The organism is Yokenella regensburgei ATCC 49455, assembly GCF_000735455.1.
Classification (GTDB): Bacteria; Pseudomonadota; Gammaproteobacteria; order Enterobacterales; family Enterobacteriaceae; genus Yokenella; species Yokenella regensburgei.
Genome location: NZ_JMPS01000024.1, coordinates 1 through 26,564, shown reverse-complemented (window position 1 = coordinate 26,564; position 26,564 = coordinate 1). Strand labels below are relative to the sequence as shown.

32 protein-coding genes and 1 pseudogene are annotated in these 26,564 nt (G+C 57.6%); 9 read left to right on the top strand and 24 right to left on the bottom strand.

Annotated features, from left to right (window positions below):
• Window positions 1–153: 153 nt before the first annotated feature.
• A complete protein-coding gene (locus GYRE_RS07850; protein ID WP_038254366.1) occupies window positions 154–861 on the top strand; it encodes a GNAT family N-acetyltransferase in 708 nt (235 codons plus the stop codon).
• Here the strand turns inward: GYRE_RS07850 and ykgO are convergent.
• Together ykgO and GYRE_RS07840 are read right to left on the bottom strand one after the other, a co-directional pair.
• Window positions 858–998 (bottom strand): type B 50S ribosomal protein L36, encoded by a 141-nt coding sequence (gene ykgO / locus GYRE_RS07845; RefSeq protein WP_006818844.1) that lies wholly within the window; start codon window positions 996–998, stop codon window positions 858–860. The genes GYRE_RS07850 and ykgO overlap by 4 nt on opposite strands.
• A gap of 2 nt (window positions 999–1,000) precedes the next feature.
• A complete protein-coding gene (locus GYRE_RS07840) occupies window positions 1,001–1,261 on the bottom strand; it encodes a type B 50S ribosomal protein L31 (RefSeq protein WP_006818843.1) in 261 nt (86 codons plus the stop codon).
• Window positions 1,262–1,654: 393 nt separating this feature from the next.
• On the opposite strand from GYRE_RS07840, the gene GYRE_RS07835 reads away from it, so the two are divergent.
• The 5 genes from GYRE_RS07835 to GYRE_RS07815 all read left to right on the top strand — a co-directional run bounded on the left by GYRE_RS07835 (window position 1,655) and on the right by GYRE_RS07815 (window position 6,584).
• Window positions 1,655–2,677, top strand: coding sequence for an isopenicillin N synthase family dioxygenase (locus GYRE_RS07835; RefSeq protein WP_038254363.1), 1,023 nt, complete (start codon window positions 1,655–1,657; stop codon window positions 2,675–2,677).
• A 27-nt stretch (window positions 2,678–2,704) separates the two neighbouring features.
• Window positions 2,705–3,511 carry a MetQ/NlpA family ABC transporter substrate-binding protein gene (locus tag GYRE_RS07830; protein ID WP_038254360.1) on the top strand — a complete coding sequence of 269 codons (807 nt, stop codon included), beginning with the start codon at window positions 2,705–2,707 and terminating at the stop codon, window positions 3,509–3,511.
• On the top strand, window positions 3,508–4,299 hold the full coding sequence (locus tag GYRE_RS07825) for a methionine ABC transporter ATP-binding protein (RefSeq protein ID WP_081874638.1): 792 nt from the start codon (window positions 3,508–3,510) through the stop codon (window positions 4,297–4,299). Before GYRE_RS07830 ends, GYRE_RS07825 begins: the two co-directional genes overlap by 4 nt.
• Window positions 4,296–4,955 carry a methionine ABC transporter permease gene (locus GYRE_RS07820; RefSeq protein ID WP_167829724.1) on the top strand — a complete coding sequence of 220 codons (660 nt, stop codon included), beginning with the start codon at window positions 4,296–4,298 and terminating at the stop codon, window positions 4,953–4,955. Before GYRE_RS07825 ends, GYRE_RS07820 begins: the two co-directional genes overlap by 4 nt.
• Before the next feature lie 69 nt (window positions 4,956–5,024).
• On the top strand, window positions 5,025–6,584 hold the full coding sequence (locus tag GYRE_RS07815; RefSeq protein ID WP_038254356.1) for an EAL domain-containing protein: 1,560 nt from the start codon (window positions 5,025–5,027) through the stop codon (window positions 6,582–6,584).
• Window positions 6,585–6,619: 35 nt separating this feature from the next.
• On the opposite strand, the gene GYRE_RS07810 is transcribed toward GYRE_RS07815, so the two are convergent.
• The 3 genes from GYRE_RS07810 to yczE form a co-directional block, all read right to left on the bottom strand.
• Entirely contained in the window at window positions 6,620–6,973 is a 354-nt protein-coding gene (locus GYRE_RS07810; protein ID WP_006818837.1) for a DUF1428 domain-containing protein, read from the bottom strand.
• A gap of 62 nt (window positions 6,974–7,035) precedes the next feature.
• A complete protein-coding gene (locus tag GYRE_RS07805; RefSeq protein WP_038254354.1) occupies window positions 7,036–10,119 on the bottom strand; it encodes a beta-galactosidase in 3,084 nt (1,027 codons plus the stop codon).
• A 93-nt stretch (window positions 10,120–10,212) separates the two neighbouring features.
• On the bottom strand, window positions 10,213–10,806 hold the full coding sequence (yczE, locus tag GYRE_RS24240) for a membrane protein YczE (protein ID WP_006818835.1): 594 nt from the start codon (window positions 10,804–10,806) through the stop codon (window positions 10,213–10,215).
• A gap of 88 nt (window positions 10,807–10,894) precedes the next feature.
• Between yczE and yczR the strand changes: the two genes are divergently transcribed.
• Complete coding sequence (gene yczR / locus GYRE_RS07795) at window positions 10,895–12,322, top strand: MocR-like transcription factor YczR (RefSeq protein WP_038254352.1); 1,428 nt, start codon at window positions 10,895–10,897, stop codon at window positions 12,320–12,322.
• Window positions 12,323–12,475: 153 nt separating this feature from the next.
• On the opposite strand, the gene GYRE_RS07790 is transcribed toward yczR, so the two are convergent.
• Complete coding sequence (locus GYRE_RS07790; RefSeq protein ID WP_006818833.1) at window positions 12,476–12,691, bottom strand: hypothetical protein; 216 nt, start codon at window positions 12,689–12,691, stop codon at window positions 12,476–12,478.
• Window positions 12,688–12,936: a hypothetical protein gene (locus tag GYRE_RS07785; protein ID WP_006818832.1), complete on the bottom strand. Its 249-nt coding sequence runs from the start codon at window positions 12,934–12,936 to the stop codon at window positions 12,688–12,690. The genes GYRE_RS07790 and GYRE_RS07785 overlap by 4 nt, the downstream gene beginning before the upstream one ends.
• A gap of 223 nt (window positions 12,937–13,159) precedes the next feature.
• Here GYRE_RS07785 and GYRE_RS07780 point away from each other — a divergent pair, with 223 nt between their 5' ends.
• Window positions 13,160–13,582 (top strand): GFA family protein, encoded by a 423-nt coding sequence (locus GYRE_RS07780; RefSeq protein WP_038254349.1) that lies wholly within the window; start codon window positions 13,160–13,162, stop codon window positions 13,580–13,582.
• A gap of 24 nt (window positions 13,583–13,606) precedes the next feature.
• Here the strand turns inward: GYRE_RS07780 and rcnR are convergent, their stop codons facing one another.
• Window positions 13,607–13,879, bottom strand: coding sequence for a Ni(II)/Co(II)-binding transcriptional repressor RcnR (rcnR, locus tag GYRE_RS07775; protein ID WP_006818829.1), 273 nt, complete (start codon window positions 13,877–13,879; stop codon window positions 13,607–13,609).
• A 124-nt stretch (window positions 13,880–14,003) separates the two neighbouring features.
• Between rcnR and GYRE_RS07770 the strand changes: the two genes are divergently transcribed.
• Window positions 14,004–14,876, top strand: a complete 873-nt coding sequence (locus tag GYRE_RS07770) for a nickel/cobalt efflux protein RcnA (RefSeq protein WP_038254347.1) — start codon at window positions 14,004–14,006, stop codon at window positions 14,874–14,876.
• Between the two features lie 39 nt (window positions 14,877–14,915).
• On the opposite strand, the gene GYRE_RS07765 is transcribed toward GYRE_RS07770, so the two are convergent.
• The 16 genes and pseudogenes from GYRE_RS07765 to GYRE_RS07690 all read right to left on the bottom strand — a co-directional run.
• A complete protein-coding gene (locus GYRE_RS07765) occupies window positions 14,916–15,713 on the bottom strand; it encodes an energy-coupling factor ABC transporter ATP-binding protein (protein ID WP_038254345.1) in 798 nt (265 codons plus the stop codon).
• 11 nt (window positions 15,714–15,724) lie between these two features.
• On the bottom strand, window positions 15,725–16,402 hold the full coding sequence (locus GYRE_RS07760) for an energy-coupling factor ABC transporter transmembrane protein (protein WP_006818826.1): 678 nt from the start codon (window positions 16,400–16,402) through the stop codon (window positions 15,725–15,727).
• Window positions 16,389–16,670 (bottom strand): energy-coupling factor ABC transporter substrate-binding protein, encoded by a 282-nt coding sequence (locus GYRE_RS07755; protein ID WP_006818825.1) that lies wholly within the window; start codon window positions 16,668–16,670, stop codon window positions 16,389–16,391. The genes GYRE_RS07760 and GYRE_RS07755 overlap by 14 nt, the downstream gene beginning before the upstream one ends.
• Window position 16,671: 1 nt before the next feature.
• Window positions 16,672–17,409, bottom strand: coding sequence for a cobalt ECF transporter S component CbiM (gene cbiM / locus GYRE_RS07750; RefSeq protein WP_038254342.1), 738 nt, complete (start codon window positions 17,407–17,409; stop codon window positions 16,672–16,674).
• Window positions 17,406–18,119 (bottom strand): cobalt-factor II C(20)-methyltransferase, encoded by a 714-nt coding sequence (locus tag GYRE_RS07745; RefSeq protein ID WP_038254340.1) that lies wholly within the window; start codon window positions 18,117–18,119, stop codon window positions 17,406–17,408. The genes cbiM and GYRE_RS07745 overlap by 4 nt, the downstream gene beginning before the upstream one ends.
• Window positions 18,116–18,910 (bottom strand): sirohydrochlorin cobaltochelatase, encoded by a 795-nt coding sequence (cbiK, locus tag GYRE_RS07740; protein WP_038254338.1) that lies wholly within the window; start codon window positions 18,908–18,910, stop codon window positions 18,116–18,118. The genes GYRE_RS07745 and cbiK overlap by 4 nt, the downstream gene beginning before the upstream one ends.
• A 10-nt stretch (window positions 18,911–18,920) precedes the next feature.
• Window positions 18,921–19,706 carry a cobalt-precorrin-6A reductase gene (locus GYRE_RS07735; RefSeq protein ID WP_038254336.1) on the bottom strand — a complete coding sequence of 262 codons (786 nt, stop codon included), beginning with the start codon at window positions 19,704–19,706 and terminating at the stop codon, window positions 18,921–18,923.
• On the bottom strand, window positions 19,703–20,428 hold the full coding sequence (locus GYRE_RS07730) for a precorrin-3B C(17)-methyltransferase (RefSeq protein WP_038254334.1): 726 nt from the start codon (window positions 20,426–20,428) through the stop codon (window positions 19,703–19,705). The genes GYRE_RS07735 and GYRE_RS07730 overlap by 4 nt, the downstream gene beginning before the upstream one ends.
• On the bottom strand, window positions 20,428–21,483 hold the full coding sequence (gene cbiG / locus GYRE_RS07725) for a cobalt-precorrin 5A hydrolase (protein WP_038254332.1): 1,056 nt from the start codon (window positions 21,481–21,483) through the stop codon (window positions 20,428–20,430). Before cbiG ends, GYRE_RS07730 begins: the two co-directional genes overlap by 1 nt.
• Window positions 21,464–22,237, bottom strand: a complete 774-nt coding sequence (locus GYRE_RS07720) for a cobalt-precorrin-4 methyltransferase (protein ID WP_006818818.1) — start codon at window positions 22,235–22,237, stop codon at window positions 21,464–21,466. Before GYRE_RS07720 ends, cbiG begins: the two co-directional genes overlap by 20 nt.
• Window positions 22,230–22,799, bottom strand: coding sequence for a decarboxylating cobalt-precorrin-6B (C(15))-methyltransferase (locus GYRE_RS07715; protein WP_038254330.1), 570 nt, complete (start codon window positions 22,797–22,799; stop codon window positions 22,230–22,232). Before GYRE_RS07715 ends, GYRE_RS07720 begins: the two co-directional genes overlap by 8 nt.
• Window positions 22,789–23,394, bottom strand: coding sequence for a cobalt-precorrin-7 (C(5))-methyltransferase (locus tag GYRE_RS07710; protein ID WP_038254327.1), 606 nt, complete (start codon window positions 23,392–23,394; stop codon window positions 22,789–22,791). Before GYRE_RS07710 ends, GYRE_RS07715 begins: the two co-directional genes overlap by 11 nt.
• Window positions 23,388–24,527: a cobalt-precorrin-5B (C(1))-methyltransferase CbiD gene (gene cbiD, locus GYRE_RS07705; protein ID WP_038254325.1), complete on the bottom strand. Its 1,140-nt coding sequence runs from the start codon at window positions 24,525–24,527 to the stop codon at window positions 23,388–23,390. Before cbiD ends, GYRE_RS07710 begins: the two co-directional genes overlap by 7 nt.
• Window positions 24,524–25,156, bottom strand: coding sequence for a cobalt-precorrin-8 methylmutase (locus tag GYRE_RS07700; protein WP_006818814.1), 633 nt, complete (start codon window positions 25,154–25,156; stop codon window positions 24,524–24,526). The genes cbiD and GYRE_RS07700 overlap by 4 nt, the downstream gene beginning before the upstream one ends.
• A 12-nt stretch (window positions 25,157–25,168) precedes the next feature.
• Window positions 25,169–26,128, bottom strand: coding sequence for an adenosylcobinamide-phosphate synthase CbiB (gene cbiB / locus GYRE_RS07695; protein ID WP_038254322.1), 960 nt, complete (start codon window positions 26,126–26,128; stop codon window positions 25,169–25,171).
• Window positions 26,125–26,564, bottom strand: a pseudogene (locus GYRE_RS07690) (cobyrinate a,c-diamide synthase); the annotation flags it as partial. The gene cbiB and the pseudogene GYRE_RS07690, both read right to left, overlap by 4 nt.

Genomic DNA, 26,564 nt, shown 5'->3' with positions numbered 1-26,564 from the left:
GAGCAAGCGCCTGGTGCAGCAGGGTATAAAACGCGTCATCGGGAATGTTCACTTATTACCTCGTGGTACCATCAGATTGATTTATCATGGCACTTTTTACAGAACCACCATCAGCATACGCTCACAAGCACCGTTCACTAAAGGATATTCGTCATGAGTCAATTGAATCAGTTTGGTCAACCGGTGGGCGATGCGCTTCCCGACTGGCAGCCGCGCCCCTACCCGGAGCGCGTAGTCATTGAGGGCCGCCTGTGCCGCCTGGAGCCTCTGCATCCTCGCCACGCGAGTGCGCTTTACACGGCTCACCTGCTGGCAGGCGATACCCGCGCCTGGACCTGGCTGCCGAGGGATCCGGAAAACAGTGTGGAAGAGTTTGCCCGCTGGGTGGAAAGCGTTTATGCGCTGCAGGATCCCATCCATTTTGCGATTATCGATAAACAGAGCGGTGCTCCGGTTGGATCGCTGGCGCTGATGCGTATCGACGCCGCAAACGGCGTGGTGGAAGTCGGTCACGTACACTTTTCACCGCTAATGAGCCGCACCGCGCTGTCGACGGAAGCGCAATGGCTACTGATGAGCTACGTTTTTGACACTCTGGGCTACCGTCGTTACGAGTGGAAATGCAACAGCCATAACGAGCCGTCACGCAAAGCGGCACTCCGCCTGGGGTTCCAGTATGAGGGGCAGTTCCGTCAGGTACTGGTGGTGAAAGGTCATAACCGCGATACCGACTGGTTCTCGATTATTGATAGCGAGTGGCCTGCGCTGGATAAGGCATTTCGGAAATGGCTTGCCGCCGACAATTTTACCGCCGACGGCAAGCAGATAAAGTCCCTGGAAAGTTGGCGAGCTGACAACTAACGTTTTTTCTTGCGCCCCTGGACCGCTTTAAAGCGTGGATTGCTTTTGCAGATAACGTACAAACGGCCTTTGCGTTTGACTATCTGGCAGTCCGGGTGGCGCTGTTTTGCACTACGTAATGAATTCAGTACCTGCATGGTTATCCCCGTTTCGCATCAAGAAAACCGCTGTAGCGCTGACGGAACCGCGCTGCGCTGCCTTCATTATTAAAGGTCTTCTGTTTGCCGGTGTAGTACGGGTGCGACTTCGAAGACACCTCAATGGTGACATACGGATATTTCACCCCTTCCAGCTCAATTTCCCGTTCCGTTTTAATGGTCGATCCCACCTTGAAGTACTCGTTAGCACTGGTGTCATGGAATACCACGGTACGGTAATACGGATGGATATCTGCTTTCATATCAGCCTCAATTCATATGTTATAACATAACAATAAAGTACCGCTATAGCGCACAAAGATCAACCCTGCGCTTTATGCAGTTTTCGCAAAAGCACTGAACCCCGCGCAGACATAAATTAGAAAATAACGGTATTGGTCGCGTACGCCGCCTTCAGGCACTCTCACCTACAGACCTAATCTGGAGGAGTTAACCATGCAGCGCTGTTGTTGTTATCCATCATCGAAAGAAGACGAAAACACCTCTATACCCTAAATAATTCGAGTTGCAGGAAGGCGGCGACGCAGTGAATCCCCAGGAGCTTACATAAGTAAGTGACTGGGGCGAACGAGGAAGCCAACGCACATGCAACTTGAAGTATGACGGGGATAATTCAACGCTCTCTGGAGATAACAATGAGTACCACCTCCCTGCCCATTCTGGACTTTTCGCACTACCATAATCCGGCCGAGCGCCCGGCGTTTTTACAAGCGCTACGCCACGCCGCCCGTGACGTTGGCTTCTTCTATCTTACCCACCACGGTATTTCTGAAGCGCTGCAGCAGGCTGTTTCACAGGAAGCCCGCCATTTCTTCGCGCTTAACGACCAGCAAAAACAGCAGGTCGCGATGATCCACTCCCCGCATTTTCGTGGCTACAACCGGGCGGCCTCCGAGCTGACGCGCGGGCAGCCTGACTGGCGGGAACAGTTCGATATCGGCGCTGAGCGCCAGGCGATTACCCTGACGGAAAATGCCCCGCGCTGGCAGCGTTTACAGGGGCCAAACCTGTGGCCGGGTGACCTGCCGCAGCTGCGCCCGGTGCTGCTGGAGTGGCAGCAGTCGATGACCGGCATGGCAATAGAACTGCTACGCGCCTTTGCCGAAGCGCTCTCCCTGCCGGTAAACGCCTTCGATGCGCTGTATGGCGAAAAGCCGAATGAGCACATCAAGCTGATTCGTTACCCCGGTCAGCAGGAGAGCCGTCAGGGCGTTGGCGCGCACAAGGACTCCGGCTTTCTGAGCTTCCTGCTGCAGGATGAACAAAAAGGGCTGCAGGTTGAAGTCAGTGAAGGAGAGTGGATAGACGCGGCACCGCTTGCGGGCAGCTTCGTCGTCAACATTGGCGAGCTGCTGGAGCTTGCCACCAATGGCTACCTGCGCGCCACCGTGCACCGCGTGGTTTCGCCGCCAGCCGGACAAGAACGCCTGTCGATTGCCTTTTTCCTCGGCGCACAGCTGGATGCGGTGGTGCCGGTGTACCAGCTGCCGGAAGCTCTGGCTCGTGAAGCCCACGGCCCGCAAAGCGATCCGCAAAACCCGCTGCTGCGCGACGTTGGCTGGAACTATCTCAAAGGTCGCCTGCGCTCGCATCCGGACGTGGCGGAACGCTATTACCGCGACGTGCTGCGTGAACGCACCGAACAACTGATTGCCTGACCCCAACCACTACACAGGAATACAACGATGAAAAAAGCCACATTCGCTCTGGCCGGGATCGCGCTGTCCCTGGCTCTGGCAGCCAACGTTCAGGCAGAAGCACTGCGTATCGCCGCCGACCCGGTGCCCCATGCCGAGATCCTGAACTTTATTAAAAAACAGGATCCGAAGCTGGATTTGAAAATCGTTGAGCTCACCAGCGGCGTTAACGCCAACGAACTGCTCGCCAACGGTGACGTCGATGCCAACTACTTCCAGCATGTGCCCTACCTGAAGGATCAGGAAAAAGCGCTTGGCAAAACCTTTGTCGTGGCGGCAACGGTGCATATTGAACCGCTCGGGATCTATTCCCGCAAGCACAAAGACTTCGCCTCAGTACCGGAAGGCGCCACCGTAGCGGTGCCGAATAACGCCACCAACCTGAGCCGCGCGCTGTTCCTGCTGCAAAGCCAGGGGCTTATCAAGCTCAACGCGAAATTCACCGATCCGGCAAGCACGCTCGCCACGCCGAAGGATATTGCGGAAAATCCGAAGAAACTGAAGATCCTCGAAATCGAATCACCGCAGATCCCCCGCTCGCTCGACGATGTGGATCTGGCGGTGATTAACGGCAACTACGCCCTCGAAGCGGGGTTAACCCCGGCGAAGGATGCGCTGGGGCTGGAGAAAGCTGAGCATAACCCATATGCCAATATTCTGGTCACTACGCCCGCGCTGGCGAACGACCCGCGTATTAAAGCACTGGCCAAAGATCTGGCGTCACCGCAGGTGGCGGAGTTTATTCGCCAGCACTATAACGGCTCAGTGATCCCCGTCGCGACGCCGCAGTCATGATCCAGATTGACGGGCTGAGCAAGCGGTATGCCGGAGGTGGCCAGCCGGCGCTAAGTGACATTTCATTCGATATTCCGCAGGGGGCGGTATACGGCATTCTTGGGCGCAGCGGCGCCGGGAAAAGTACGTTTATCCGCTGCCTGAATCTGCTGGAGCGGCCCACGACGGGCCGCATTCTCTTCAACGGCGAAGATATCAGTCAATTCAACGGCGCGGCGCTGCGAGCCCACCGGCTGAAGACTGGAATGATTTTTCAGCACTTTAATCTACTGCACTCGCGCAACGTGGCGGACAACATCGCGGTCCCGATGGAGATCGCCGGAACCCCTGCCAGCCAGCGTAAAGCCCGGGTCGCCGAGCTGCTCGCACTGGTTGGGTTGAGTGATAAAGCGCACGCGTTCCCGTCTCAACTCTCCGGTGGGCAAAAACAGCGGGTGGGCATTGCCCGCGCGCTGGCGACACGCCCCGACGTGCTGCTCTGTGACGAGGCCACCAGCGCGTTGGATCCAGAAACCACCGCGTCGGTGCTGGCGCTGCTGGAAGAAATAAACCAGCAGTTGGGGCTGACCATCGTCCTCATTACTCATCAACTGGAGGTGGTGAAAACCCTGTGCGATCACGCCGCATTGCTGGAACACGGGAAACTGGTCGAAAACGGTAAAATCGCCGACCTGCTGCTGTCGCCGTGGTCGCGCCTGCGCCAGTCGCTGCTGGGCGATCCGGATGCTGAACGCCGTTTTCTTGCCCGTCATCACCTTGACCGGAGGCAACTATGGGAAGTCGCATGAGCTGGGAAGATTTATGGCCCGTACTGCTCGACGGCACGCTGGAAACGCTCTACATGGTTGGGCTGGCCGCGCTGTTCACGGTGCTGATTGGCTTACCTGTTGGCGTCGTGCTGTTTATCTCCCGCCGCAACGGCCTGCTGCCGTTACCGGGTCTTAACACGGTGCTCGGTACGATTATCAACGTCGGCCGCTCCCTGCCGTTTATCGTTTTGCTGATCGCGATGATCCCATTTACCCGCCTGCTGGTGGGTACCACCCTGGGCAGTACGGCGGCGATCGTCCCCATCACGCTTGGCGCGCTCCCGTTCTTTGCCCGACTCACCGAGAACGCACTGGACGAAGTGGATTACGGACGGATTGAAGCCATTTTGTCGATGGGCGGTAGCGTCTGGCAGGTGATCGCTAAAGCGCTGCTTCCGGAGGCGCTACCCACCCTGCTGGCAGGGATCACCCTGACCGTGGTCATGCTGGTGGGATTCTCCTCCATGGCTGGGGTTATCGGCGGCGGTGGCCTCGGGGATCTGGCGATTCGCTACGGCTATCAGCGATTCAACAACCAGATGATGGCGGGAACGGTGATTATTCTCGTGCTGCTGGTGCAAGGGATCCAAATGGCGGGTGACAGGCTGGTCCGATCGCTGGCTCATCGCCGCTAATTCGCATGAGCTTTTTCCACTATCGCGTATAATCATAAGCACTTATCAGCATTTTATAAGGACAGTGCTGTGACGACGCGACACCTGGTGGGTCTGGTGACAGGAGTGCTGATAATTTCGGTGTTCCTGCCTATCATGCTGAGCATCTGGCTGGCTAACCGCCAGGCGAACGAGCAGTTCACCCAGGAACTGGATTCCTATACTTCGCGGGTATTGACCCGCACCATGCGGGTTACCGAGCAGGCAAAAGCGGCGCTTAATCAGGCGGAGCAGTTCAAAGGCGCCGCCTGCTCGGAAGACCACCTGCGCAACATGCGTAAAATCTCTTACCTTTTCCGTTACGTTCAGGAAATTTTGTGGGTTGAAGACTCGGTGCCGCGCTGTTCTTCGCTTGAGAATATCAGCGAGTCGGTGAAGTTCCCTCCCCCTGAACGAATGACGCCGGATGGCTACAAAGCCTGGTATACCGATCTCAGCGATCTGGGGATCAGCCATCCAATGACGGCGCTCGGTTCAGAACACTATATGGTGATGATAAACCCCGCGTCGTTGATTGATGTGCTTCCCTCCAGCAGTACCACTATTTATGCCGCCCTCATCGGGATCAATCACCAGGAAGTCATTGCCAAAAGCCAGCCCGTCGACATTGCCATCTGGCAGAAAATGGTCGACAAAAAACTCAGCACCCTGCGCCAGGACAACACCGTCTACAACCTGAGGCAGTATCCCGACCTCGGCATCGCCATCCTCACCTGGTCTTCGGTGAAACCGCTGGAAATTCAGTGGTACCGGCAGCTCGGTTTATGGCTGCCTATCGGCATTCTGGTCAGCGTGCTGCTCTGTTTTTTCTTCGTCCATCTGCTGCGCCGCCTGCAATCACCGCATCACCGAATGCAGGATGCCATTAATGCCAACGATATCGTGGTGCACTATCAGCCTATCGTCTCGCTCCACACCGGGAGGATCGTCGGCGCTGAAGCACTGGCCCGCTGGCAACAGCCGGATGGCAGTTGGCTGTCGCCGGAGATTTTTGTTCCGCTGGCGGAGCAGACCGGGCTCATCACCCAACTGACGGAAAGAATTATCTGGAACGTCTTCCACGATCTCGGCAAATGGCTGCATCAGAATCCGGAACTACACATCTCAATTAATCTCTCGGTGGCGGATTTAATGTCGCCCGCGTTGCCGGGGCTTCTCAGCAAGCAGCTCAATCAGTGGCAAGTAAAGCCTTCACAGGTTGCACTGGAGCTCACCGAACGCGGCTTTGCCGATCCGAAAAAAACCGGTCCCGTACTGGATAAATTTCGCAAAAATGGTCATGCGGTGTATATCGATGACTTTGGCACCGGCTATTCCAGCCTGAGATATCTACAGGATCTGAACGTCGATACGCTGAAAATAGACAAGTCGTTCGTTGATGCGCTGGAGTATAAACAGGTGACGCCGCACATCATCGAAATCGCCAAATCACTGGGCTTAGACATGGTGGCCGAAGGGGTAGAAACCCCGGCGCAGCGCGACTGGCTGCGGACCCACGGCGTGCAGTATGGTCAGGGGTGGTTGTACAGTAAAGCATTGCCGAAGGCGGAATTTATTCTCTGGGCGGAAGCCAATCTTAAACTGCACTAAGCTGGCTGGCGGCCACGCCGCACAGCCAGGAGACGCTACTCGTCAAGCATCGGGGCGAAGCCACCGTAGATCATGCGCTTGCCGTCAAACGGCATGTTTTCGCCGAATTCCTTCATCCGCGGATCGGCCATTAATTTGGCGTTCGCGGCATCCCTTACCTCTTTTGAAGGATATTCAATCCAGCTGAAAACGACCTCTTCGTGATCTTCGGCTTTCACCGCCATACGAAAATCCGTCAGCTTTCCTTCGGGAACATCTTCCGCCCAGCACTCCACCACGCGGGTTGCGCCAAACTCTTTAAACAATGGCGCGGCTTTTGCCGCCATCCTGATATACGCCTCCTTATTTGACGCAGGTACGGCGACAACATAACCATCAACATACTTCATGAGATAACCTCCGAAGTGAACAGCGCGGACAGCGTCTCTGCCCGCATCTGGCGCTGATAAGTTTAGCCCTGCTGCCAGCAGAACGCGTAATTCACGCGGCGTTTCGCGAGCAGAAACTCCGGCGCTACGCTGGGGCTCCAGGAGTCGTCGCCGCCCACGCCCATGTGGAAAGCATCCAGATTCAACCAGCTACCGGCCTCTTCACAGAGCAGATGCTGGTGTGTGGTCTCCCGCAGTTGCCGCTGGCTGTAACGACCGATACCAAAATGGAAATCCCCCTTCAGCCGATGCATTCCATAGCGCAGCTCACGGGTATGGCAGCGCAAACCATTCTCCGTCGGGAAAATATAAGGTGTCGACATTGCCGCGAGCGGCTGCGTCCAGCGCCCATGTCGTGCGGCAAGCAGGCGGTCCGGATAGTTTTCATGCGGCCCCAGCCCCAGCCAGCTCACCTCACTTTCCACCGCCGCCAGCTGGCAGCTAAGACCAATGCGCGCCGGGGCCGGAATATCGCTCGCAACGGTCACCGTCACTTCACCATTCAACACGCCGTCGCTGTCGATACGTAGCCGCTTGTGGCTGATAAACAACACCTTTTCCTGATAGCACCAGGCCTGGTGAGTTTCCACCATCACTTCCTGCTCGTATCGCGTTGCCTGAGCATGAAGCAATGAGCAGGTCATCTCGTACATCCCTGCCGCCTTCCAGCGCTCCACCCAGGCATTAGGATCGATTTTCGTGACTTCGCTGACGCCAATATCGTTATCCAGCGGGGCACGGGTAAAATTATCCTGCAGCGGCGTTAACAGGGTCGGTTGTCCATCGCACCACCACTGCAGCAAATCGCCGCTTTCGCGGCAGAACTGCAAGCGCTGCTGCCCTGCAACAACCTCCCAGGCGCTGTCGCTGATGTGCAGTTCCGGCGCAACGCCGGATTTTACCGGGATCTCCGGCAGCGCCAGCGGCGACGGCAGCAGCCACTGATCCCAGGCGCAAAGATGGTTGGCTGCCGACCATGGCGTAGCATCCCGCTGGAAAACCTCAACGTTCAGCCAGTATTCACCGGCGATTGCGGCAAGCGCAGGTATATCGAGGGTGAACTGCTGTTTCCCTTCCGGCGGGAGCGCCAGCGTCATTTCCCCCTGCGCCAGCGTTTCGCCGTCCACGCTTAGCCACCAGCGCAGCTGCTCGTTGTCGCTGGTACGGAACAGGTATTCACTCGTGGCCTCCAGCACCAGCGGCGTTACGCTGACCAGGCGGAACTGGAAGAACTGCTGCGCCCGCTGCGCTTCATACAGCGCCGGATGCGGCGTCCGGTCAGGGAAAACGAGGCCGTTCATGCAGAACTGGCGGTCGTTTGGCGTATCACCAAAGTCGCCGCCGTAGGCCCAGCAAGGGTTGCCGTCATCGTCGGTTTTCGTCAGCGCCTGATCCACCCAGTCCCAGACAAACCCGCCCTGCAGGCGCGGATAGTCGCGAAACGCCTGCCAGTATTTGGCAAAACCGCCAAAGCTGTTGCCCATCGCGTGCGCGTATTCGCAGAGGATAAGCGGGCGTGATTCTTCCGGCAGACCGACCCACTTTTTAATCGACCATTTCGGCACCGCCGGGAACGGCTGATCCTGGTCAACGCGGGCATACATCGGGCAGACAATATCCGTGGCGGCCGTATTGGCGCCGCCGCCCTCGTACTGTACCGGCCGGGTAGGATCGGTGGTTTTGAGCCAGCGATACAGCGCATCGTGACTGGCACCGTGACCAGATTCATTGCCCAGAGACCAGATGATGACAGACGGATGATTGCGGTCGCGGATCACCATTCGGGTTACGCGTTCGCTCATGGCGGGCAGCCAGCCAGGATCGTCCGCGAGGCGGCTCATCGGCACCATACCATGGGTTTCAATATTGGCTTCATCCACCACATACAGGCCGTAACGATCGCACAGCCGGTACCACAGCGGATGGTTAGGGTAATGCGAGCAGCGCACCGCGTTAAAATTATGCTGTTTCATCAGCTCGATATCACGGCGCATGGTGGCTTCGTCCACCACCTGACCGAGTTCAGGGTGATGCTCATGGCGATTGACGCCGCGAATGAGCAGCGGTTTACCGTTAATCCTGAGCAATCCCTGACGGATATCGACCTGACGAAAACCGACGTCACAGGCCTCGCTTTCCTGAACGTTTCCTTGGGCGTCGTACAGGGTCACCACCAGGCGATACAGGTGCGGCGTTTCGGCGCTCCATAACAGAGGCTCATCCACTGCCAACGACAAAGAGAGCCGTTCGGCCCAGCTGCCACGCTCATCCACGGGAGGGGTTCCCGGATGCAGGTGCCCGCGTACAATCTGACGTTCACCCTGCCAGAGCGTGATGTCGACCGCGGCGGTCGCCAGCGCCTCTCCCTGTAACGTCACGTGCGTGTGCAGCGTCGCGCGCCGGAAATCAGCGCTAAGTTCGGTCGTGTGGTGATAGTCAGCAATATGCAGCAGCGGTTTATGCAGTAACGTTACGTCGCGGAAGATACCGCTCATCCGCCACATATCCTGATCTTCCAGGTAGCTACCGTCGCACCAGCGCAGCACCATTACCGCCAGCCGGTTTTCGCCGGGATGTAGCACATGGCTAAGATCAAACTCCGCCGGCAGGCGACTGTCCTGGGAGTACCCCACCCACTGACCGTTACACCAGAGATGGAACGCGGAATTGACGCCGTCAAAGATGATCCGCGTCTGGCCGGAGGCGAGCCATTGCGCATCCACGCTAAACGTACGCGAGTAGCAGCCGGTCGGGTTTTCTGCAGGTACCTGCGGCGGCGTCACCGGGATCGGATAGGTTACGTTGGTGTAGATGGGGGTATCAAAACCCTGCCGTTGCCAGTTGGAGGGCACAGGCAGGGTTACCGCGTTCGGTTCATCCTGGCTTACCCAGCGTTCAGGCACCATCTCGGGAGCGGCGTAGAATGAAAAACACCACTCACCGTTCAACGAGCGGCGGCTGGCGGAGGAGGAATCCTGGCGGGCGTTGTCCGGCTCCCGCCAGCTGTTAAATGGCGCATGAGCGGGCAGTCGGTGCCAGCTGGTCACCAGCGGATTTTCCCAGTCGCGACGCGCGACCAGCGCCTGCAGCGTCAGGTGTGACTTCATAATAGCCTCATTGCGAAACACGTATTATTTTCAACCACATTGCCGTGTTCGGCGCCGCCGGTAAAGCAGCGCCATCGCAGGAGGAGAGTCAGATCACGTCGCCGCTATTCGGGGAGGTTGACGGCGGAACCACGGCAGGCACAGCTGGATGAGCGGGCCAATCGCCAGCGCGTAAAACAGCGTCCCTGGCCCGACCGATCCGCCCAGCAGCCAGCCTATCAGCAGCACCGAAATCTCAATGCTGGTTCGGATTGCGCGCACGGACCAACCGGTGCGGGCATGCAGGCCGGTCATCAGTCCATCACGCGGCCCTGCGCCAAACCCGGCACCGATATACAGCGAGGTCGCCAGCGCGTTCATCACCACTGCCAGCACCAGCAGCAGGATCTGCAGCGTCAGGTTGGTCACCGGCGGCATCACCGCCAGCGCCGCATCCGCCACCAGCCCCAGCACAATCACGTTGCTGACGGTGCCGAGCCCCGGTTTTTGCCGCATCGGGATCCACAGTAGCAGTACCAGTACCCCGGTCAGGATCACCACCTGGCCGATTTTCATCGACAGCAGAAAGGCAACGCCCTGGTGAAAGACGTCCCACGGATCGAGCCCTAAATCAGCCCGGACGAACAGGGCTATCGATAGCCCATATAAAACCAGTCCGATATACAGTTGCAGCAGGCGGTGTCCCATATTTCACCTAAGAGTAAGCAGTCAGTGCTTTCATCATCCGCAAAACTGGACTTATTATTAATGACCAGTTTTTACAAAGTGGACTGCCATGTCATCTCGTCGTTCAACCAGTCAATCGTTGGTGCGCCTGCTGGGCCACTGGCAGGGCTCCCCTTCCCGTACTCCGCTCTGGCGGCAGTTGGTCGATGCTCTGCGTTTGCTGATCCTCGACGGTCGTCTGCCGCTGAACAGCCGTCTGCCGGGCGAGCGTGAGCTGGCGAGCGCCCTCGCCGTCAGCCGTACCACTATCGCCACCGCGCTGGGACAGCTTCGCGAGGAGGGATACATCGTCAGCCGCCACGGTAGCGGTTCAACCGTGATGCTGCCGGCGCAAAGCCCGCAGATCCCGGGCAGAATGTCCGGTGCGGTGGCGCTGGATCTCTCCACCGCCGCGCTGGCGGCCGGGCCGGAAATCCATCAGGCTTTCAGCCATGCCCTGACCGCCCTGCCGCAGCATCTCAGCAGCACCGGCTACGATCAGCACGGCCTTCCCGCGCTGCGCGAAGCGATTGCCGCGCGCTACAGCCAGCGTGGCCTCGAAACGCGTGCAGATGAAATCATGATTGTGAACGGCGCGGTGAGCGGGCTGGCACTGGTGCTGCGCCATCTGACCGGGCCCGGCGATCGCGTGCTGGTCGACAATCCCTGTTATCCGCTGGCGCTGGCTGCCATTCAGGGGGCGCAGTGTCGTCCGGTGGGCGTCGCGCTCGCCGAAAGCGGCTGGGACGTGGATGGCATGGCAGCGGCGATCGCCCAGACGGCCCCACGGCTTGCCTACCTGATGCCTGATTTCCATAACCCCACCGGGCGTTGTATGGACAGCACCACGCGCCAGGCGGTGGCCGGTCTCGCAGCGCGTACGCGCACTACGCTGGTGGTTGATGAAACCATGGTCGACCTCTGGTTTAACGAACCGCCGCCCCCACCGCTCGCGGCTTTTGATTCGCAGGCCCCGGTGATTACGCTGGGCTCCGCCGGCAAAAGCTTCTGGGGAGGATTGCGCCTTGGCTGGATCCGCGCGTCAGCAGGGACGATAGCCTCACTGGTGCAGACCCGCGACACGCTGGATTTAGGCTCTCCGCTACTGGAGCAGCTCGCGGCCTGCTGGTTACTGGATAACGCACAACAGTTGCTCCCCGCCAGACGCCGTATGCTGGCAGCGCGCCGGGATATGTGCCGCCAGTTGATGGAGACGTGGTTTCCCCAATGGCGATTTAGCCTGCCGGAAGGCGGACTCTCTTTTTGGGTTGAACTGCCGGAGAGGGTGGCGACCCGTTTTGCGGCACAGGCGGAGAGCGTGGGCATTCATTTAGGTACCGGGACACGGTTTGGCGTTTCAGGGGCTTTCGATCGCTATCTGAGGATCCCGTTTACCCTTGAGGATGACATTTTGCAGGAAGCATTTCAGACATTGCAGCCGCTGTGGGAAACGGTCGCCGGACAACAAAATATATCGCGTATTCGTAAGCTGGTTTAAATAAAATAACGACGAACTCCTGCCGGAGTTCGTCTAAATCACCGTCCGTGATGAGCATGAGATGATATAGGTATTTTTAATTGCAGCGCATGATCTCAGTTCAGCATGTCAGTAATATGACAGTTTTATTATGCCGCGATGAATGCTCCGCCATTAATGCTGGCGCGGAACAGGGAATCCTTTCAAAGAGATAATAAAACTGTCACCGTCTTTTTTGATTTTTGCCCCGGTATCACACCAGTCAGAAGCGATGCGAAAGAACTCATCGCTGCCGACATTCCAGTTCAGGCGAACATGCTTCACGAAGCCCGAGCGTAACATCTCACAGGCTTCGTTATAATTGCTGGCTGTTGAAGGTTGCTGTTTCATTTTTTCTTCTTCAGAATTTTTCGTAGCGCTTTGATTTCTTTAGGAGTCAGGGGTAAGGTTTCTTCTTCGGTATGCTGACTGTCAACATCCTCTTCCGAGACGCCCGCCTCTGCAGCGGCTTCAAAAGCAAGCAGCAGCAGTTTCTCTGTTGCAGTACCTAAATTCTCGTCGTTAACTTCCGCATAGTGACGTAATCTTTCTTTCAAGCTCTCGTCAATTTTAACATTCAGAACCACTGTAGCCATGTTAACGCTTCCCGTGTAAGAAATTAGCTAGATCATATAAGTAGTACACGAAGTTAACATTTTGTTCCAGAGATATATTTTTTGCTTATCAATGATAAAAATAAGCCCATAATTACTCTGCCTTTTATTCGTGACGTTATAATGACAGTAATATGACGTTTTTATTTCAAAACAATGACAGAACATTTAAATATAGCTTAAAACGCCGGAAGGAGTTCTCTGTATGCAAAATAAAATATCAGGGCAATGTCACTGCGGTGCCGTGGCATTTACCGTGCAGTTATCTGATGGGCTGAACAGCGCCCGACGCTGTAACTGCTCTTACTGCCGGATGCGGGGCGCGGTGGCGGTTTCTGCTCCGCTGTCGGGGATCACGCTCCTCAGGGGAAAAGAGAAACTGACGGAATACCGCTTTAATACGGGAACGGCGGTGCACTTTTTTTGCTCGGTCTGTGGGATCTACACCTTCCATCAGCGTCGCTCAAACCCGCAGCAGTTTGGGGTGAACGTGGCCTGCCTCGAGGGACTCTCACCGTTCGATTTTGCAGAGGTTGCGGTGATGAACGGCGCCCACCACCCCAAAGACGGCGGCGGCGGTGTGGCAGGTTATCTGCGCTACGAAGCGGCGGAAGACTCATCATCCTGACGGTAAGGGCGCGACAGATTTTGGCTATTTAATGTAAGAATCCAGAACCTTAAGCACAATATCGAGATCTTCTTCGCGCCTGACCTCGTCACCTTCATGAACGATATGTTCCGTCAAATGCCCTTTAATCACCTCACGCATTAACCCATTCACCGCGCCACGGATGGCAGCAATTTGCTGTAAAACCGCAGCGCACTCATGAGGCTCATCCAGCATTTTTTTCAGGGCAACCACCTGCCCCTGGATCTTGCTTGTGCGGGCCTTCAGCTTTTGTTTATCGCGGATAGTATGTGACACCGTGATACCTCACTGTCTGAAAAAACGGCTTTGATTGTAGCATCTTTTAAATCTACTGGGGGGTAGTATTTTATACTGGGGGGGAGTAGGATCGGCCCGTCGCCCATAACCAAGAATTATTCTCATGAACGAATTTACTGCTCTACTTTCGCAAGGAAACGCCTGGTTCTTCATCCCAAGTGCAATACTGCTTGGCGCCCTGCACGGGCTGGAGCCGGGACATTCAAAAACCATGATGGCTGCCTTTATTATTGCGATTAAGGGCACCGTCCGGCAGGCGGTGATGCTGGGGCTTGCAGCCACCGCATCTCATACCGCGATTGTCTGGTTAATCGCCTTTGGTGGGATGTATATCAGCAATAAGTTCACCGCAGAGTCTGCGGAGCCGTGGTTACAGATCTTCTCTGCCGTGATTATTCTGGCAACCGCTTTCTGGATGTTCTGGCGAGCCTGGCAAGGAGAGCAAAACTGGCTGCAGAAGATGCAAAGCCGGGACGAACACCAGCATCACCACGATCACGACCATGACCATCATCATGACCATAACGATCATCATCATGAACACGACGATCATCAGCATGCGGCGCTTACTGACATGGACAAGCAGTCGAAAGAATATCAGGACGCCCATGAACTGGCGCATGCCAACGACATCAAACGCCGTTTTACCGGGCAGGAAGTCACCAATGGACAGATCCTGCTGTTTGGCCTGACCGGCGGGTTAATTCCCTGCCCCGCGGCCATTACCGTGCTGCTGATTTGTATTCAGCTGAAAGCCTTAACGCTTGGGGCCACGCTCGTCGTCTCGTTCAGTATTGGGCTTGCGTTAACGCTGGTTGCGGTCGGGGTCAGTGCCGCCATTGGCGTACGTCAGGTCGCAAAACGGTGGAATGGCTTTAACGCTATCGCCAAAAAGGCACCGTATTTTTCCAGTGCGCTGATTGCCTGCGTCGGAGTCTATATGGGGATCCACGGCTATACGGGGTTGATGCACTAAAAGCGTTTATTGTTCCGGGGAACGACAACCATGTTCCCCTTATACTTGCTGCATACAGCGGAAAAACTCATCTTCCGTTTTGCATAACGGCAGACCTAACTGCCTGTGCAGTTTGACCAGCCAGGGCTGAGTGAGCCCGCACTCCTGAATCAGCGCCGTGCACCCAAAGACGTCGCCCGGCGACCCTTTTGCCCGCACCTCTCCCTGATGCAGCACGTAAACGGTGTCACTGACTTCATAAATAAGATCGATATCATGGCTTGAGATAACCACATGATTTCCCTGGGCCACAATGCGCTTAATCACCTCGATCATCTGCGTGCGGCCGGCGGGATCAAGCCCCGCCGTGGGCTCATCCAGCAGAAGATACTTCGCCTGCAGCACCAGCGCACCGGCAATCGCTACCCGCTTTTTCTGTCCATGACTCAGGCACTGGATCGGTTGCTGGCGAAAATGCTGAGCATCAACCAGCGTGAGCGCATCGTCAACGCGGCGGGCAATCTCCGCTTCGGCCACCCCCAGGTTACGCAAGCTAAAAGCAATATCGCTGTCGACGTCGGTATAAAAGATCTGCTGGTCAGGATCCTGAAAAACCGTCGCCACCTGTTGCCGCAGCGCCAGAAGCCCCCGTTTGCTGTAATCCAGTGGTTTACCCTGCCACAGAACCGCGCCCTGCTGCGGGCGCAATAACCCACTCAAATTCATAAACAGCGTGGATTTTCCGCAGCCGTTGGCCCCCACCAGCCCGGTCACGGCCTGCGAGGTGAAATCCATCGTCACCCCTTTCAGAACCTGTGCATCCTGGTAGCGAAACCAAAGTTCGGTCGTGGCAAGCATGGTGCCTTCCCTTACAGGTGAAAATCACCCTGATACAATTTGACGTCGAGCGCTGCCGCCATCTGCTGATAGCGGATCAGTACACGGGTAAACAGCACTCCCACCAGCATCGCCAGAGAGCGATAGCCGTTTGGCAGGCTGCGGTAGCCAAAGCGCAGCGTCTGCGCGCGATGAATAGCCAGCGCTTCATCCAACAAAATAAAAATAAAACGCCAGGTCAGCAGAATCAGCTCGGTCAGAAGCCGTGGCACGCGTGCCCACTTAAGCAGCAAAATCAGCTGCGAAAATGGCAGATTCAGCACCAGCCAGAAGGTCGCCGCCAGCGCCGCCAGACTACGCCAGAAGGTCTGGCTGGCCATGCTAGATCCTGCTGAAGTGATCCCGAGCCAGTAATGCCCCAGCGGTAGCCCGAACATCATCGTTTGTGGGTCGCGGCTTATGCTCACGAGGATAGTCAGAACGCCAATCAGTAAAAAACTGAGCGGCAGCGCCATCCAGGTGCACCAGCGCCAGAACGAGATCCGCAGCAGCCAGCAGGTCAGCGCCGCGGTGAAGGCCAGCAGGATCCCCTGCCCCAACGGGGGCAGGGTAAAAGCCAGCACAATAAGCAGCAGCCAGAAGAAGAATTTGCGCTGCGGCGCAACATGAAACCAGCGGCTCTGATAGCTAAGTCGGTCAAGACCGGTCATCACGACGTTGTCTGCCTTTGCTGTAGCCCAGAATGTAGAAAATCACCGCGGCCCCCAGCGATCCCTGCAGCGTAAACAGCAGGCTTTCAATTTCACCGCTGGCGGGTTCATACAGTGGCTGGAACCATGGCTCATAATGAGGAGCCACCACCTGAATCTGGTTTTCGGCTTCCCCGTCCGAACCACCAAATTCGCCACCGTGATCGACAAAGAATGGCACGATGACCAGCGCAATCACCATCGCGAGCAGTATCAGCGTCTTTTTCATCTTAATGTCCCTGTGCAGTAATCAACTGACGTTTGGTCAACTGGTCGTAAATCATCACGGTCAACAGTCCTTCCGCGATGGCTATCGGGATCTGCGTCAGACAGAAAATCCCCATAAACTTCACGATGGAGCCGGTGGCGCCGGACGTAGGGTCCGGAAAGGCAACCCCCAGCTGTACAGAAGTAACAAAATAGGTCACCAGGTCAGCCAGCATGGCACAGAGAAACACCCCGACATCGCGACGAATTCCCGCACGACAGGCCATTTTCCACACCAGATATCCAGCAATCGGGCCAATGACCGCCATCGACATACCGTTCGCGCCCAGCGTAGTTAAGCCACCGTGCGCCAGCAGCAGCGCCTGAAACAGCAGCACGATAGCGCCGAGGATGGCCACCACCCCCGGGCCAAACAGAATCACCGCCAACCCAACGCCGGTCGGGTGTGAGCAGCTGCCGGTCACTGACGGGATCTTCAGCGCAGACAGGACAAAAATAAACGCCCCGCACAGCGCCAACAGGACTTTCTGGTGGTTATCTTCCTGCACGATTCGGCGCAAACGCACCAGCCCGTACCACAGGCACGGTAAAAAGAGCAGCCACCACGCCAGCGCCCACATCGGGGGTAGGAACCCCTCCATAATGTGCATCGCAAACGCCTGTTCCGGGACGACTATCAGCAGTAGCGCTGCCGCCAGACCGCTGAATGACAGCTGCTTCAGCTGCTGTTCAAGTTTCATTCTGTATTCCCCCACTGTTTGTTAACCAGGATGGTCGAAAAATACGGTAACGTCTGCCGATCCTCGACATCATCCAGATGCCGCCAGCACTGCTCGCCGGGGAGCGTGGCTTCGGACATCATGAGTGCACAGTCCAGTAATCCGGCCTGTTTCAGTAATGATTTCATTCGCGCAAAGCGACCATAGACCTTCATCAACACCAGGCTGTCGTGTTGTTTTAACGCCTGCTCTATTTCCGCTTCCGGAGCGGTACAGGAGATAACGGCCAACGACTGCTGCTCCATCGCCAGCGGCGTTTTTGCCCGTGCCGCAATAGCGGCAAACGACGTCACGCCAGGGACAATCTCCAGCCAGTCAACGCGGCCGATGCGCTGCAATAAGAACACCCAGGTGCTGAACAACATGGCATCCCCCAGGGTGATGAATCCAACCTGCTTTCCTGCCTTTACCTCGGCGGTTAACGCAGAGGCCACCTCGTCCCAGACGGCTTCTTTTTCAGCGCCGTCGGCGCTCATCGGAAAGTGATAACTGCGGATCTGGGTTTGTGCGCCGACGTATTCACGAACGATCGATAACGCCAGGCTATCGCCACCTTTACGCCCCGCCGGGGCGTAAAGCACATCCAGCTGGCCCAGGAGGCGTGCGGCACGCACAGTGACCAGGTCGCTGGCTCCCGGGCCGGTGCTCAGCGCATAGAGTTTGCCGCTCATGCCGCGGCCTCCACGCTCATGTTCAGCGCGTGATGCAGATGGGCCACAAACATCGCCCGTACCGCCGGATTTTCCCCCAGCCCGTTAAGCCAGGGCGTCGCATGGATCCCGGCGGCGTTAAATAGCGTTTTCCATGAGTCAGCATCATCGGACGCCATGTCATTAATGGCATGGTCCCCGGCGACCAGCATCAGCGGCATGAGATGAACTGCGGTTATCCCCTCTTTGCCCAGGGCTGCAATCAGCGTTTCAACCTCCGGGTAGCTCTCTACCGCGCCAATCCGGGCCGGGAAGTTTTTCGTCATCATCATGTGATCAAGGCAGGCATAGGCGGCAAATGCGTGGTGGCTGGCACCGTGCCCCATAAACACCACTTTTTCCGTTGCGCCAACGGGTGGCATTTGTTGCTGTAAAGCCTGCATCAGCTGAGCGTAATCGTTATGCTGACTCAGCAGCGGTACCCCAATCGTCAGGCGGGAAAACTGCGGTTTCATACTCTGCACGTCGCGCACGATTTTTTCGTATTCGTCACCATTAATAATGTGCAACGACTGAACCGCGACATCCTGATAGCCCTGCTCGGCCAGCTTTTGCAGCGCCAGCAGCGGGGTGTCGACTTCAATGCCATCGCGCTGTTTCAGTTTGCGGATAATCATCCCGGAGGTGAACGCCCGAAACAGTTGCCGATCGGGACAGCTCGCCGCCAGCTCACGCTCGCAGGCCACAATGTTCTTCTCGCAGGTATCGTGATAGCTGGTGCCGAAACTAATCACCAGAAGTGCCTTCTTCATCTCTTACTCCTTAAGCAGCGACCAGCCAGCGTGCCAAACGTTGAGCAAAGGCAGCCTGACTTTCCAGTAACTCTTCTCCCGTCACCAGCGGCGTCGGGCGTGTTATCACAACGCAGGGAATACCAGCCTCCAGACAGGGCTGGACCTTCTCCAGATATCCTCCTTCTTTGCCGGAGGCTTTTGTTATCACAACGTCTGCCCGGCACTGGCGGTAAAACGCAGCGTTAAATTCAGCACTGAACGGGCCGCACAGGGCAAAGATCTGATCAACGCCAAAACCAAGCTCCACGCACTGGGCTATCACCTCAGGAACCGGCAGCACGCGGGCCAGCAACGTTTTTTCCGCAAGCCCTGCACGCCAGAGCGCCAGCGCATTACTGCCCGTGGTCAGCAGTACCCTTTCACCGAGTTGCCGGGCGACCTCGCAGGCCGCCTCGAGACTCTGTACCCGGTAAAGCAGTGGATGATTCAGGCTCTCAGACGCTTCGGGGCGCTGATAACGGGTCAGCAAAACCCCGGTGGCCGCACAAGCCATCAGGATGTTACGGCTCACCACCTCTGCATACGGATGGGAAGCGTCAATCACCCAGCGGGTCGCGCTGGCTTTAAGCCAGTCAACCATCTGCGCCTGCTCCATGCGGCCGCAGCGCAGGTGGCCTTTAATGCCGCTCGCCAGTTGCGCCCCCACCGGTGTCGCTACCGACAGGGTGTAAGCCACCCCGGCCGCATCCAGCTGCTGGCACAGGGCACGAGCATCGCTGGTGCCGCCAATAACCAGCACCTCACCCGCGTTCACAGCGAGTAGCCTCGCGGTGTGATCATCAGCCCATCCTGCACATACGTCGCTTTGTTGCCGACAATCACCAGACTTGTCATATCCACAGGTTCAAAATCCATCCCCCCCAGCGTGGTCAGCCATTTTTCCTGCTTTTTACGCCCGGCGGATTTCACGACGCCAACCGGGGTTTCTGCGCTTTTACTGGCACTGAGGAGTGAAAATGCACGCGCCAGATGACCTTCACGCCCCCGGCTGCGCGGGTTATAAAAACAGATAACGAAGTCCGCCTCGCCGGCGGCAATGATGCGTTTTTCGATAACTGGCCACGGGGTCAGCAGGTCACTCAGGCTGATGTGGCAGAAATCATGCATCAGCGGAGCACCAAGCAAAGATGCCGCGGCAATGCTGGCGGTCATACCGGGGATCAGGCGTACTTCCACATCCAGCTTCTGCTTGCTTACCAGCTCCAGCACCAGCCCCGCCATACCGTAAATACCGGCATCACCGCTGCTGATAAGCGCCACGTGATGTCCGGCCTGCGCCAGTTCAATCGCCGTCTGGCAGCGCTCAATCTCTTTGCACATGCCCGTCTTGATAACCTGTTTGTCGCCGGTAAACGCTTTCACCAGATGGGTGTAGGTTTTGTAGCCAACGATAATGTCTGCTGCCTGCAAGGCGTCGACGGCTTCCATGGTCATCATGGCCTGTGAGCCAGGACCGATTCCGATTACGGTTAACATCAGTGTGCAACTCCCAAAGTTATAGTGACGCCCTGTTCTCGCAGGGTTTCGCCTGCTATCTGCCCCTGGCTCAGCAGCCAGGCGGCCGGGCCCGAGACGCTCCCTGTTCCCACCGTATTGCGGACAAATGATGATGCCGGGAAGCGGTGTTCATGCTCCCGCAACGCCTCAGCAGAAAAGGTTTCAAACGGTACGTGAAGGCTGGCGGCGAGCTGAATTAACCCAGCCTCGTCTTGTTTCAGCGAGATGCTGCCTATCGCCTTTAGCGCCAGCGGATCGAATTGCTGGGCTTTTAGCTTTCGCGCCAGCAGCGCGGCCAGCAGCGGATACGGGGTACCACGGCGACAACCGATGCCCGCCACCACCCGTTGAGGCACTAATTTCCAGTGTGGTAACAGTAGTTCCGGAAGCTCATGACGTAGCGTGATGCACACCAGCGCCTCCAGGCGGGGAAGTTCATTGAGCTTTGCAACCGGGATAAACCCACGGCAGTCGCACTGGCTGACGACTTCTGCCAGGTCATCATCACACCACAGGCCAACGCGCTGGCGGCTGACCAGCATCTGGTTAACGGCTTTCACCGCTGAACGAAAGCCGTGCATCCGGGCGTCCAACTGGAACGCAAGCGTGTCCAGCGCGGCCATGTCGTTAACGTCGGTGGCGGTTGTAATTACCGGCTCCGCGCCCAGCATCCCGGCCAGAGCACGGGTCAGCGCGTTCGCGCCCCCTGCGTGTCCGGCAAGCAGGCTGATAACGTATTGCCCGCGTTCATCGATCACCACCACGGCGGGATCGCTCAGCTTATCGCTGAGCAAAGGAGCCAGTACGCGTACCGCAATGCCCGTTGCGCCGATAAAAATCAGCGCCGGGTAACGGGTAAAGGCTTCCCGCATCGCCGTGGCAAATCCTCCCTCAAGCGGCATAAAGCCATCTTCGAGCAGTGAGTCGCTGGTAAAGCAGGTTAACGGCATCATCGCCGCCAGACGCTTCGCCAGGCGGACGCCGCCGGGTGTCAGGCAAAAAAGTGCAGCAGGCTCAGGCTTTACGGTATTCATGGCTGAAGTCCGCCGCGTAGAGTTTTGAGTAGTGGTACTCTTTGCCGAGAAAATCACCGACCAGTATCAGCGCGGTTTTGCGGATCCCCGCATCGCGCACTTTATCGGCGATATCCGCAAGCGTGCCGCGCACGGTCTGGCTCTCCGCCCAGGTGGCTTTATAAACCACCGCTACCGGTGTCGTCGCCGGATAGCCCCCTTCAATAAGCCGTTCCGCCACCCGGTTGATACGCTGGACTGAAAGATAGATAGCCATTGAGGTGCGATGACGGGCAAACGACTCCAGCTGTTCGCGCTCCGGTACCGGGGTACGTCCTTCAAGACGAGTGATAATCAGGCTCTGGGAAACTTCAGGAACGGTGTACTCAACGCCAAGCTGCGCCGCCGCGCCGAGAAAGGCGCTGACGCCCGGCACCACCTGCCACGCAATGCCGCGTTTGGTCAGTTCTTCTCCCTGTTCGCGCACGGACCCGTAGAGTGAAACATCCCCCGTCTGCAGACGAACAACGGTTTTCCCGGCCTTTACGCCGGCTTCCATCAGATTGAGGATCTGCTCCAGATGCAGCTCTGCGCTATCGTGACACTCCGCGTCTGGCGGGCAATACTCCAGCAGTTCGGTGTTTATCAGCGAACCGGCGTAAATCACCACCTGCGCCTGCTGCAACAGCCGATACCCTTTAAGAGTAATCAGCTCGCGGTCACCAGGCCCGGCGCCGACAAACCACACGCAGCGGGATTCAAAGGTCTCAGACATCGTGCTCTTCCTTCTGGCAGGCAATAACGTAAACGGGATTATTCGGTTTGAAGTAGTGGCCGCTGCCGAGTGGGACCCGCGTTGATATCTGCATTTGCTGACACTCCAGCGCCTTAATGCCGCTCTGCTGCAAATGGGCCAGCGCGGTATTCAGGTTTTCCAGCAAGATAAACGTCATCACCAGACGGCCGCCGGGATGCAACTGCTGCAGGGCCCAGTCGATGAGCGCGGTGAGATGCCCTCCGCTCCCTCCCAGGAATATCGCATCGGCTTTATCCGCCACGGTCAGCGGTGCCACGCCGGACACAATGTCGATGTTGTGGCAGGCAAAATGCTGGCGGTTCTCGTTAAGCAACCGCAGGGCCGCCGGGTTCCGCTCGATGGCCGTCACCTGTAGCGACGGAAACTGCAGCGCCGCCTCAATCGACACGCTCCCGGTGCCCGCACCGACATCAATCAGGTGGCGAGCGCGGGGCAGTTCAAGCCAGGCAAGCGCCAGCGCGCGCACGGCTTCTTTGGTCATCGGCACCGCCTCGCCGCGCAGAAAAAGCTCATCGTTCATCGAGGATCACCACCGCGTTCATTGCATATTCGTTATGGACTTCACTGACGGGGAGCCAGTGGATCGCTTCGTTTTCCATCGCCAGGTTTTCGCCAATGACCATCCAGCGATACCCTTTTCCCCGCGCGATCAGCTGGGCGGCAATTTCCCGTGGGCCGCACAGCCCGTCGGTGACCATCGCCACTTTGTGATGGCGCGCCAGCTCGTCAAAACAGACGCGGCGGCCATGGCTGCTGGTCAGCCACATTTCGTTCATATCAATTCCAGCCTGTGCGCACAGATACTGGACGGCGCTGATCCCCGGAATAATGCGCACGCGCTCCGCGCCGAAGTGCGCCACCAGCCGCGTGCCGATGCCGTAAAACAGCGGATCGCCGGAAGCCATAACCACCACGCGACGCTCCTGGCGTGCCGCAATCCAGCCGAGCAGCTCCGGAATATTGGCGCCAAGCGTAAAAGACTCCCCACCAAACGCCGGAAACTGCTGCAAATGGCGCGCTCCGCCCGCCAGCGCATCCGCGTGATCTATCGCCTCACGCGCGGCGGGGGTCATCAGGTGCAACCCTGAAGGTCCCATTCCCACAACCGTTAACATCGCAACGCCTGAGCAATCAGCTCTACCGGGCGGTTACTGCCCAGCACCTGGTTGTCAAAAGAGAACATGATGGCGTCACAAACTGGCGGGTTTTTAGTGAAGCGCAGCATCTGCAGGACTCGCTGGCAGATCCGTTTAGCAAGATGAGAGTAAATATGCTGGAAACCGAAGGCCTCGATATGCTCCATGGCGGCTTCGGTAGTATCGCATTCGTTTATCAGCGTCAGCAGCGCTCGCGGCGCTCCCTGCAGGGCCAGATGGGCCACCAGGGTTTCCATACGGGCATCGGCAATGTGGCTATGGGTGTGGAAAACACCCGCCGCAATTTTGATGAGTTTTCCGGGGTGGCCCACCAGGACAATATGCTGAAAACCCAAGCGTACCGCTTCTTCAATCATGTAGCCGACAAAGTTGCTCATGGTGACCACGATATCGCCATCAATAGCCAGCTGTTCACGCACGAAGCGCTCACCGTGGTTTCCCGGCACCAGCACCACGCGCTCAAGCCCGGCGGCGCGTTTTATTTCCAGTTCCAGCGAGAGCGAGCGCTTCCAGCTCTCTTCCGACATCGGGGTCACGATGCCGGTGGTGCCGATAATCGAAATCCCCCCCAGAATGCCGAGACGTGCGTTGTAGGTTTTCTGCGCCCGCGCTTCCCCTTCCGGAGCAAAAATGTGCACTTCAGCACCGCGCGCCGGACCAATCACCTCACGCACGGCCGCCTCGATGGTCTGCCGGGGAGTACGGTTAATCGCCGCACTGCCAACGGGTAGCCCCACGCCTTTACGCGTGACCGTTCCCACCCCTTCGCCGCCCGACAGCACGATCGCCCCGCTGCTGTTGAGCGTTACGCGAGCGAAAATCAGCATGCCGTGCGTGGCATCGACATCATCGCCGCCGTCCTTACGAATGGCGGCCACCGCCTGCTCTCCCTCAATATGCGGCGACTCAACGTTCAGGCACAGCGTAACGCCGGAGGGCGTTACAATCGAAATCTGCCGGATAACATGCTGGCGCAGCACCATCAGCGCGGCGACTTTGGCCGCCGCCGTCGCGCAAGAGCCCGTGGTGTAGCCTTTGCGCAGCGCTTTGCCGTTATGCCATACCGGGGCATCGAAGGGCTGTTCGCTCATCGCGCCCCCTGCAGGGAATAAAGGATGGCGTTCACGATCGCTGCCGCTACGTTACTCCCCCCTTTGCGCCCCATTGCCGCGATGGCGGGCAACCGGCTGCGGGTCAGGGCCTCTTTTGATTCAGCGGCCCCCACAAAGCCGACCGGAACCCCCACTACGCCGCTGACGGCGACATCATGTTCCAGCAGGCGAAACAGCGCCGTTGGCGCATTACCAAAAACAAAGATCTTCTCGCCCTGTTCCTCCACGGCAATATCCACCGCCGCCATCGAGCGGGTGATCCCCTGCGCTTTAGCCTGCGCCATCACCCGCGGATCGCTGATAAAACAGCGGCACTCGCCGCCGAAGCGGGCAAGCAACGTTTTATTGATGCCGGAAAGTGCCATGGTGGTATCGGTGTAGATGACCGATGGGCGGCTGAGCGCGGCGGTGAGTTGCGCGAGCACGTCATCAGAAAACCAGAGAATATCGAGCCAGTCGAAGTCAGCGGTGGTGTGAATAACGCGCTTAATAATCGCCTCGTGCAACGGACTGGCAAACTGAAAATCCGGACGTGTTTCACTGATTATTTCGCCAATGATGTCAAAGCTTTTGGCTTCAATGGCCTGGGGCTGCTTGATATATTGCATAGTCTGTTATCCTCAGTCGGCGCCAACCAGAAGCCAGCGCACGATAATGAACAGCACCAGCGCCAGCGTTGAAGCAACCCACATCAGTCGAATCGTCCGCGAGATGTCGTCTACCGCAATCGCTCGCTGGGCGTCACCGATCCACGGTTTTTCTACCCGCTCACCAAAGTAGTCATTCGGCCCCCCCAACCGAATGCCCAACGCCCCCGCGACGGTCGCCTCCGCCCAGGCACAGTTGGGGCTACTGTGGTTGTAGCGATCGCGCCAGCCGATGCGCAGCGCACGGGAGTAATCGTGACGGCAAATCCATGCCGCTGCGCTCAGTAATAACCAGCTCAGCCGCGCCGGGAGATAGTTCGCCACATCATCCAGACGTGCGCTAACCATACCGATGGCCCGGTATTTTTCATGCTTGTAGCCCACCATGGAGTCGAGGGTGTTGACCGCTTTATAGGCCATTGCCAGCGGGGCCCCGCCGAGCAGGAGAAAGAACAACGGCGCAATGATGCCGTCAACGGTATTCTCGGCGACGGTCTCCACCACCGCCCGGTTGATCTGTTCCGGTTGCAGCTGCGACGTATCGCGGCCCACGATCCACGAGAGTTTTTCGCGGCTTGCGCTAAGGGCTCCGGCCCGCAAAGGCCGCTCCACGTCCCGTGCCGCGTTGGCCAGAGAACGCCCGGCAAGCACGGTGAAGATAATCCACACCTCTACCAGCCAGCCCAGCCAGGGATGAATCGCCTGCGCCAACGCCAGCACGCCCCAGGTAACGATCCACGTCCCCCCGACCACCACCAGCCACATCACCCCACCGCCCACGCGCAGCGCGGCATCGCTATGGCAATAACGGCGAATCACTCGCTGCATCACGTTGATAAGATTGCCAATCCAGCGCACCGGATGCGGCCAGTGATGCGGGTCGCCAATGAAGATGTCGAGCAGCCAGGCGATACACCACGCCAGTATCGTCATTGCGCCTCCCTTGCCGCCAGCAGCCAGCGTTCAAGCATCCGGGGACGCTGGGCAAAATGAAGGTGCAAATAGCTGGCAAAGGCGCTTCCCACCTGCCACCCTCCCAACCACTCCTGCTGCGTTACGCCATCCCGTACCTTGCGACACGCGAGTACGGCCGGTGTCTCAGGAGTAAAATCTGAGTAATGAAATTCGTGTCCGCGAAGGGTTTCTCCGGTATCCGCCAGCAGCGTGGCCCGGCACGCCTGCGCTTCACAGTAGCCAAAACGAGTCAGGCGCTGGCCCATTTTGCTGTGGCCGGGGATAAGATTAGCCATCCGGTGGACGTTGCCGTCCGCATCCTCAAGCGTGGTTCCGAGATACATCAACCCGCCGCATTCGGCGTAAATTGCCACACCGCGCTGATGGGCCCTGCGCAGGCTGCTGAGCATGGATG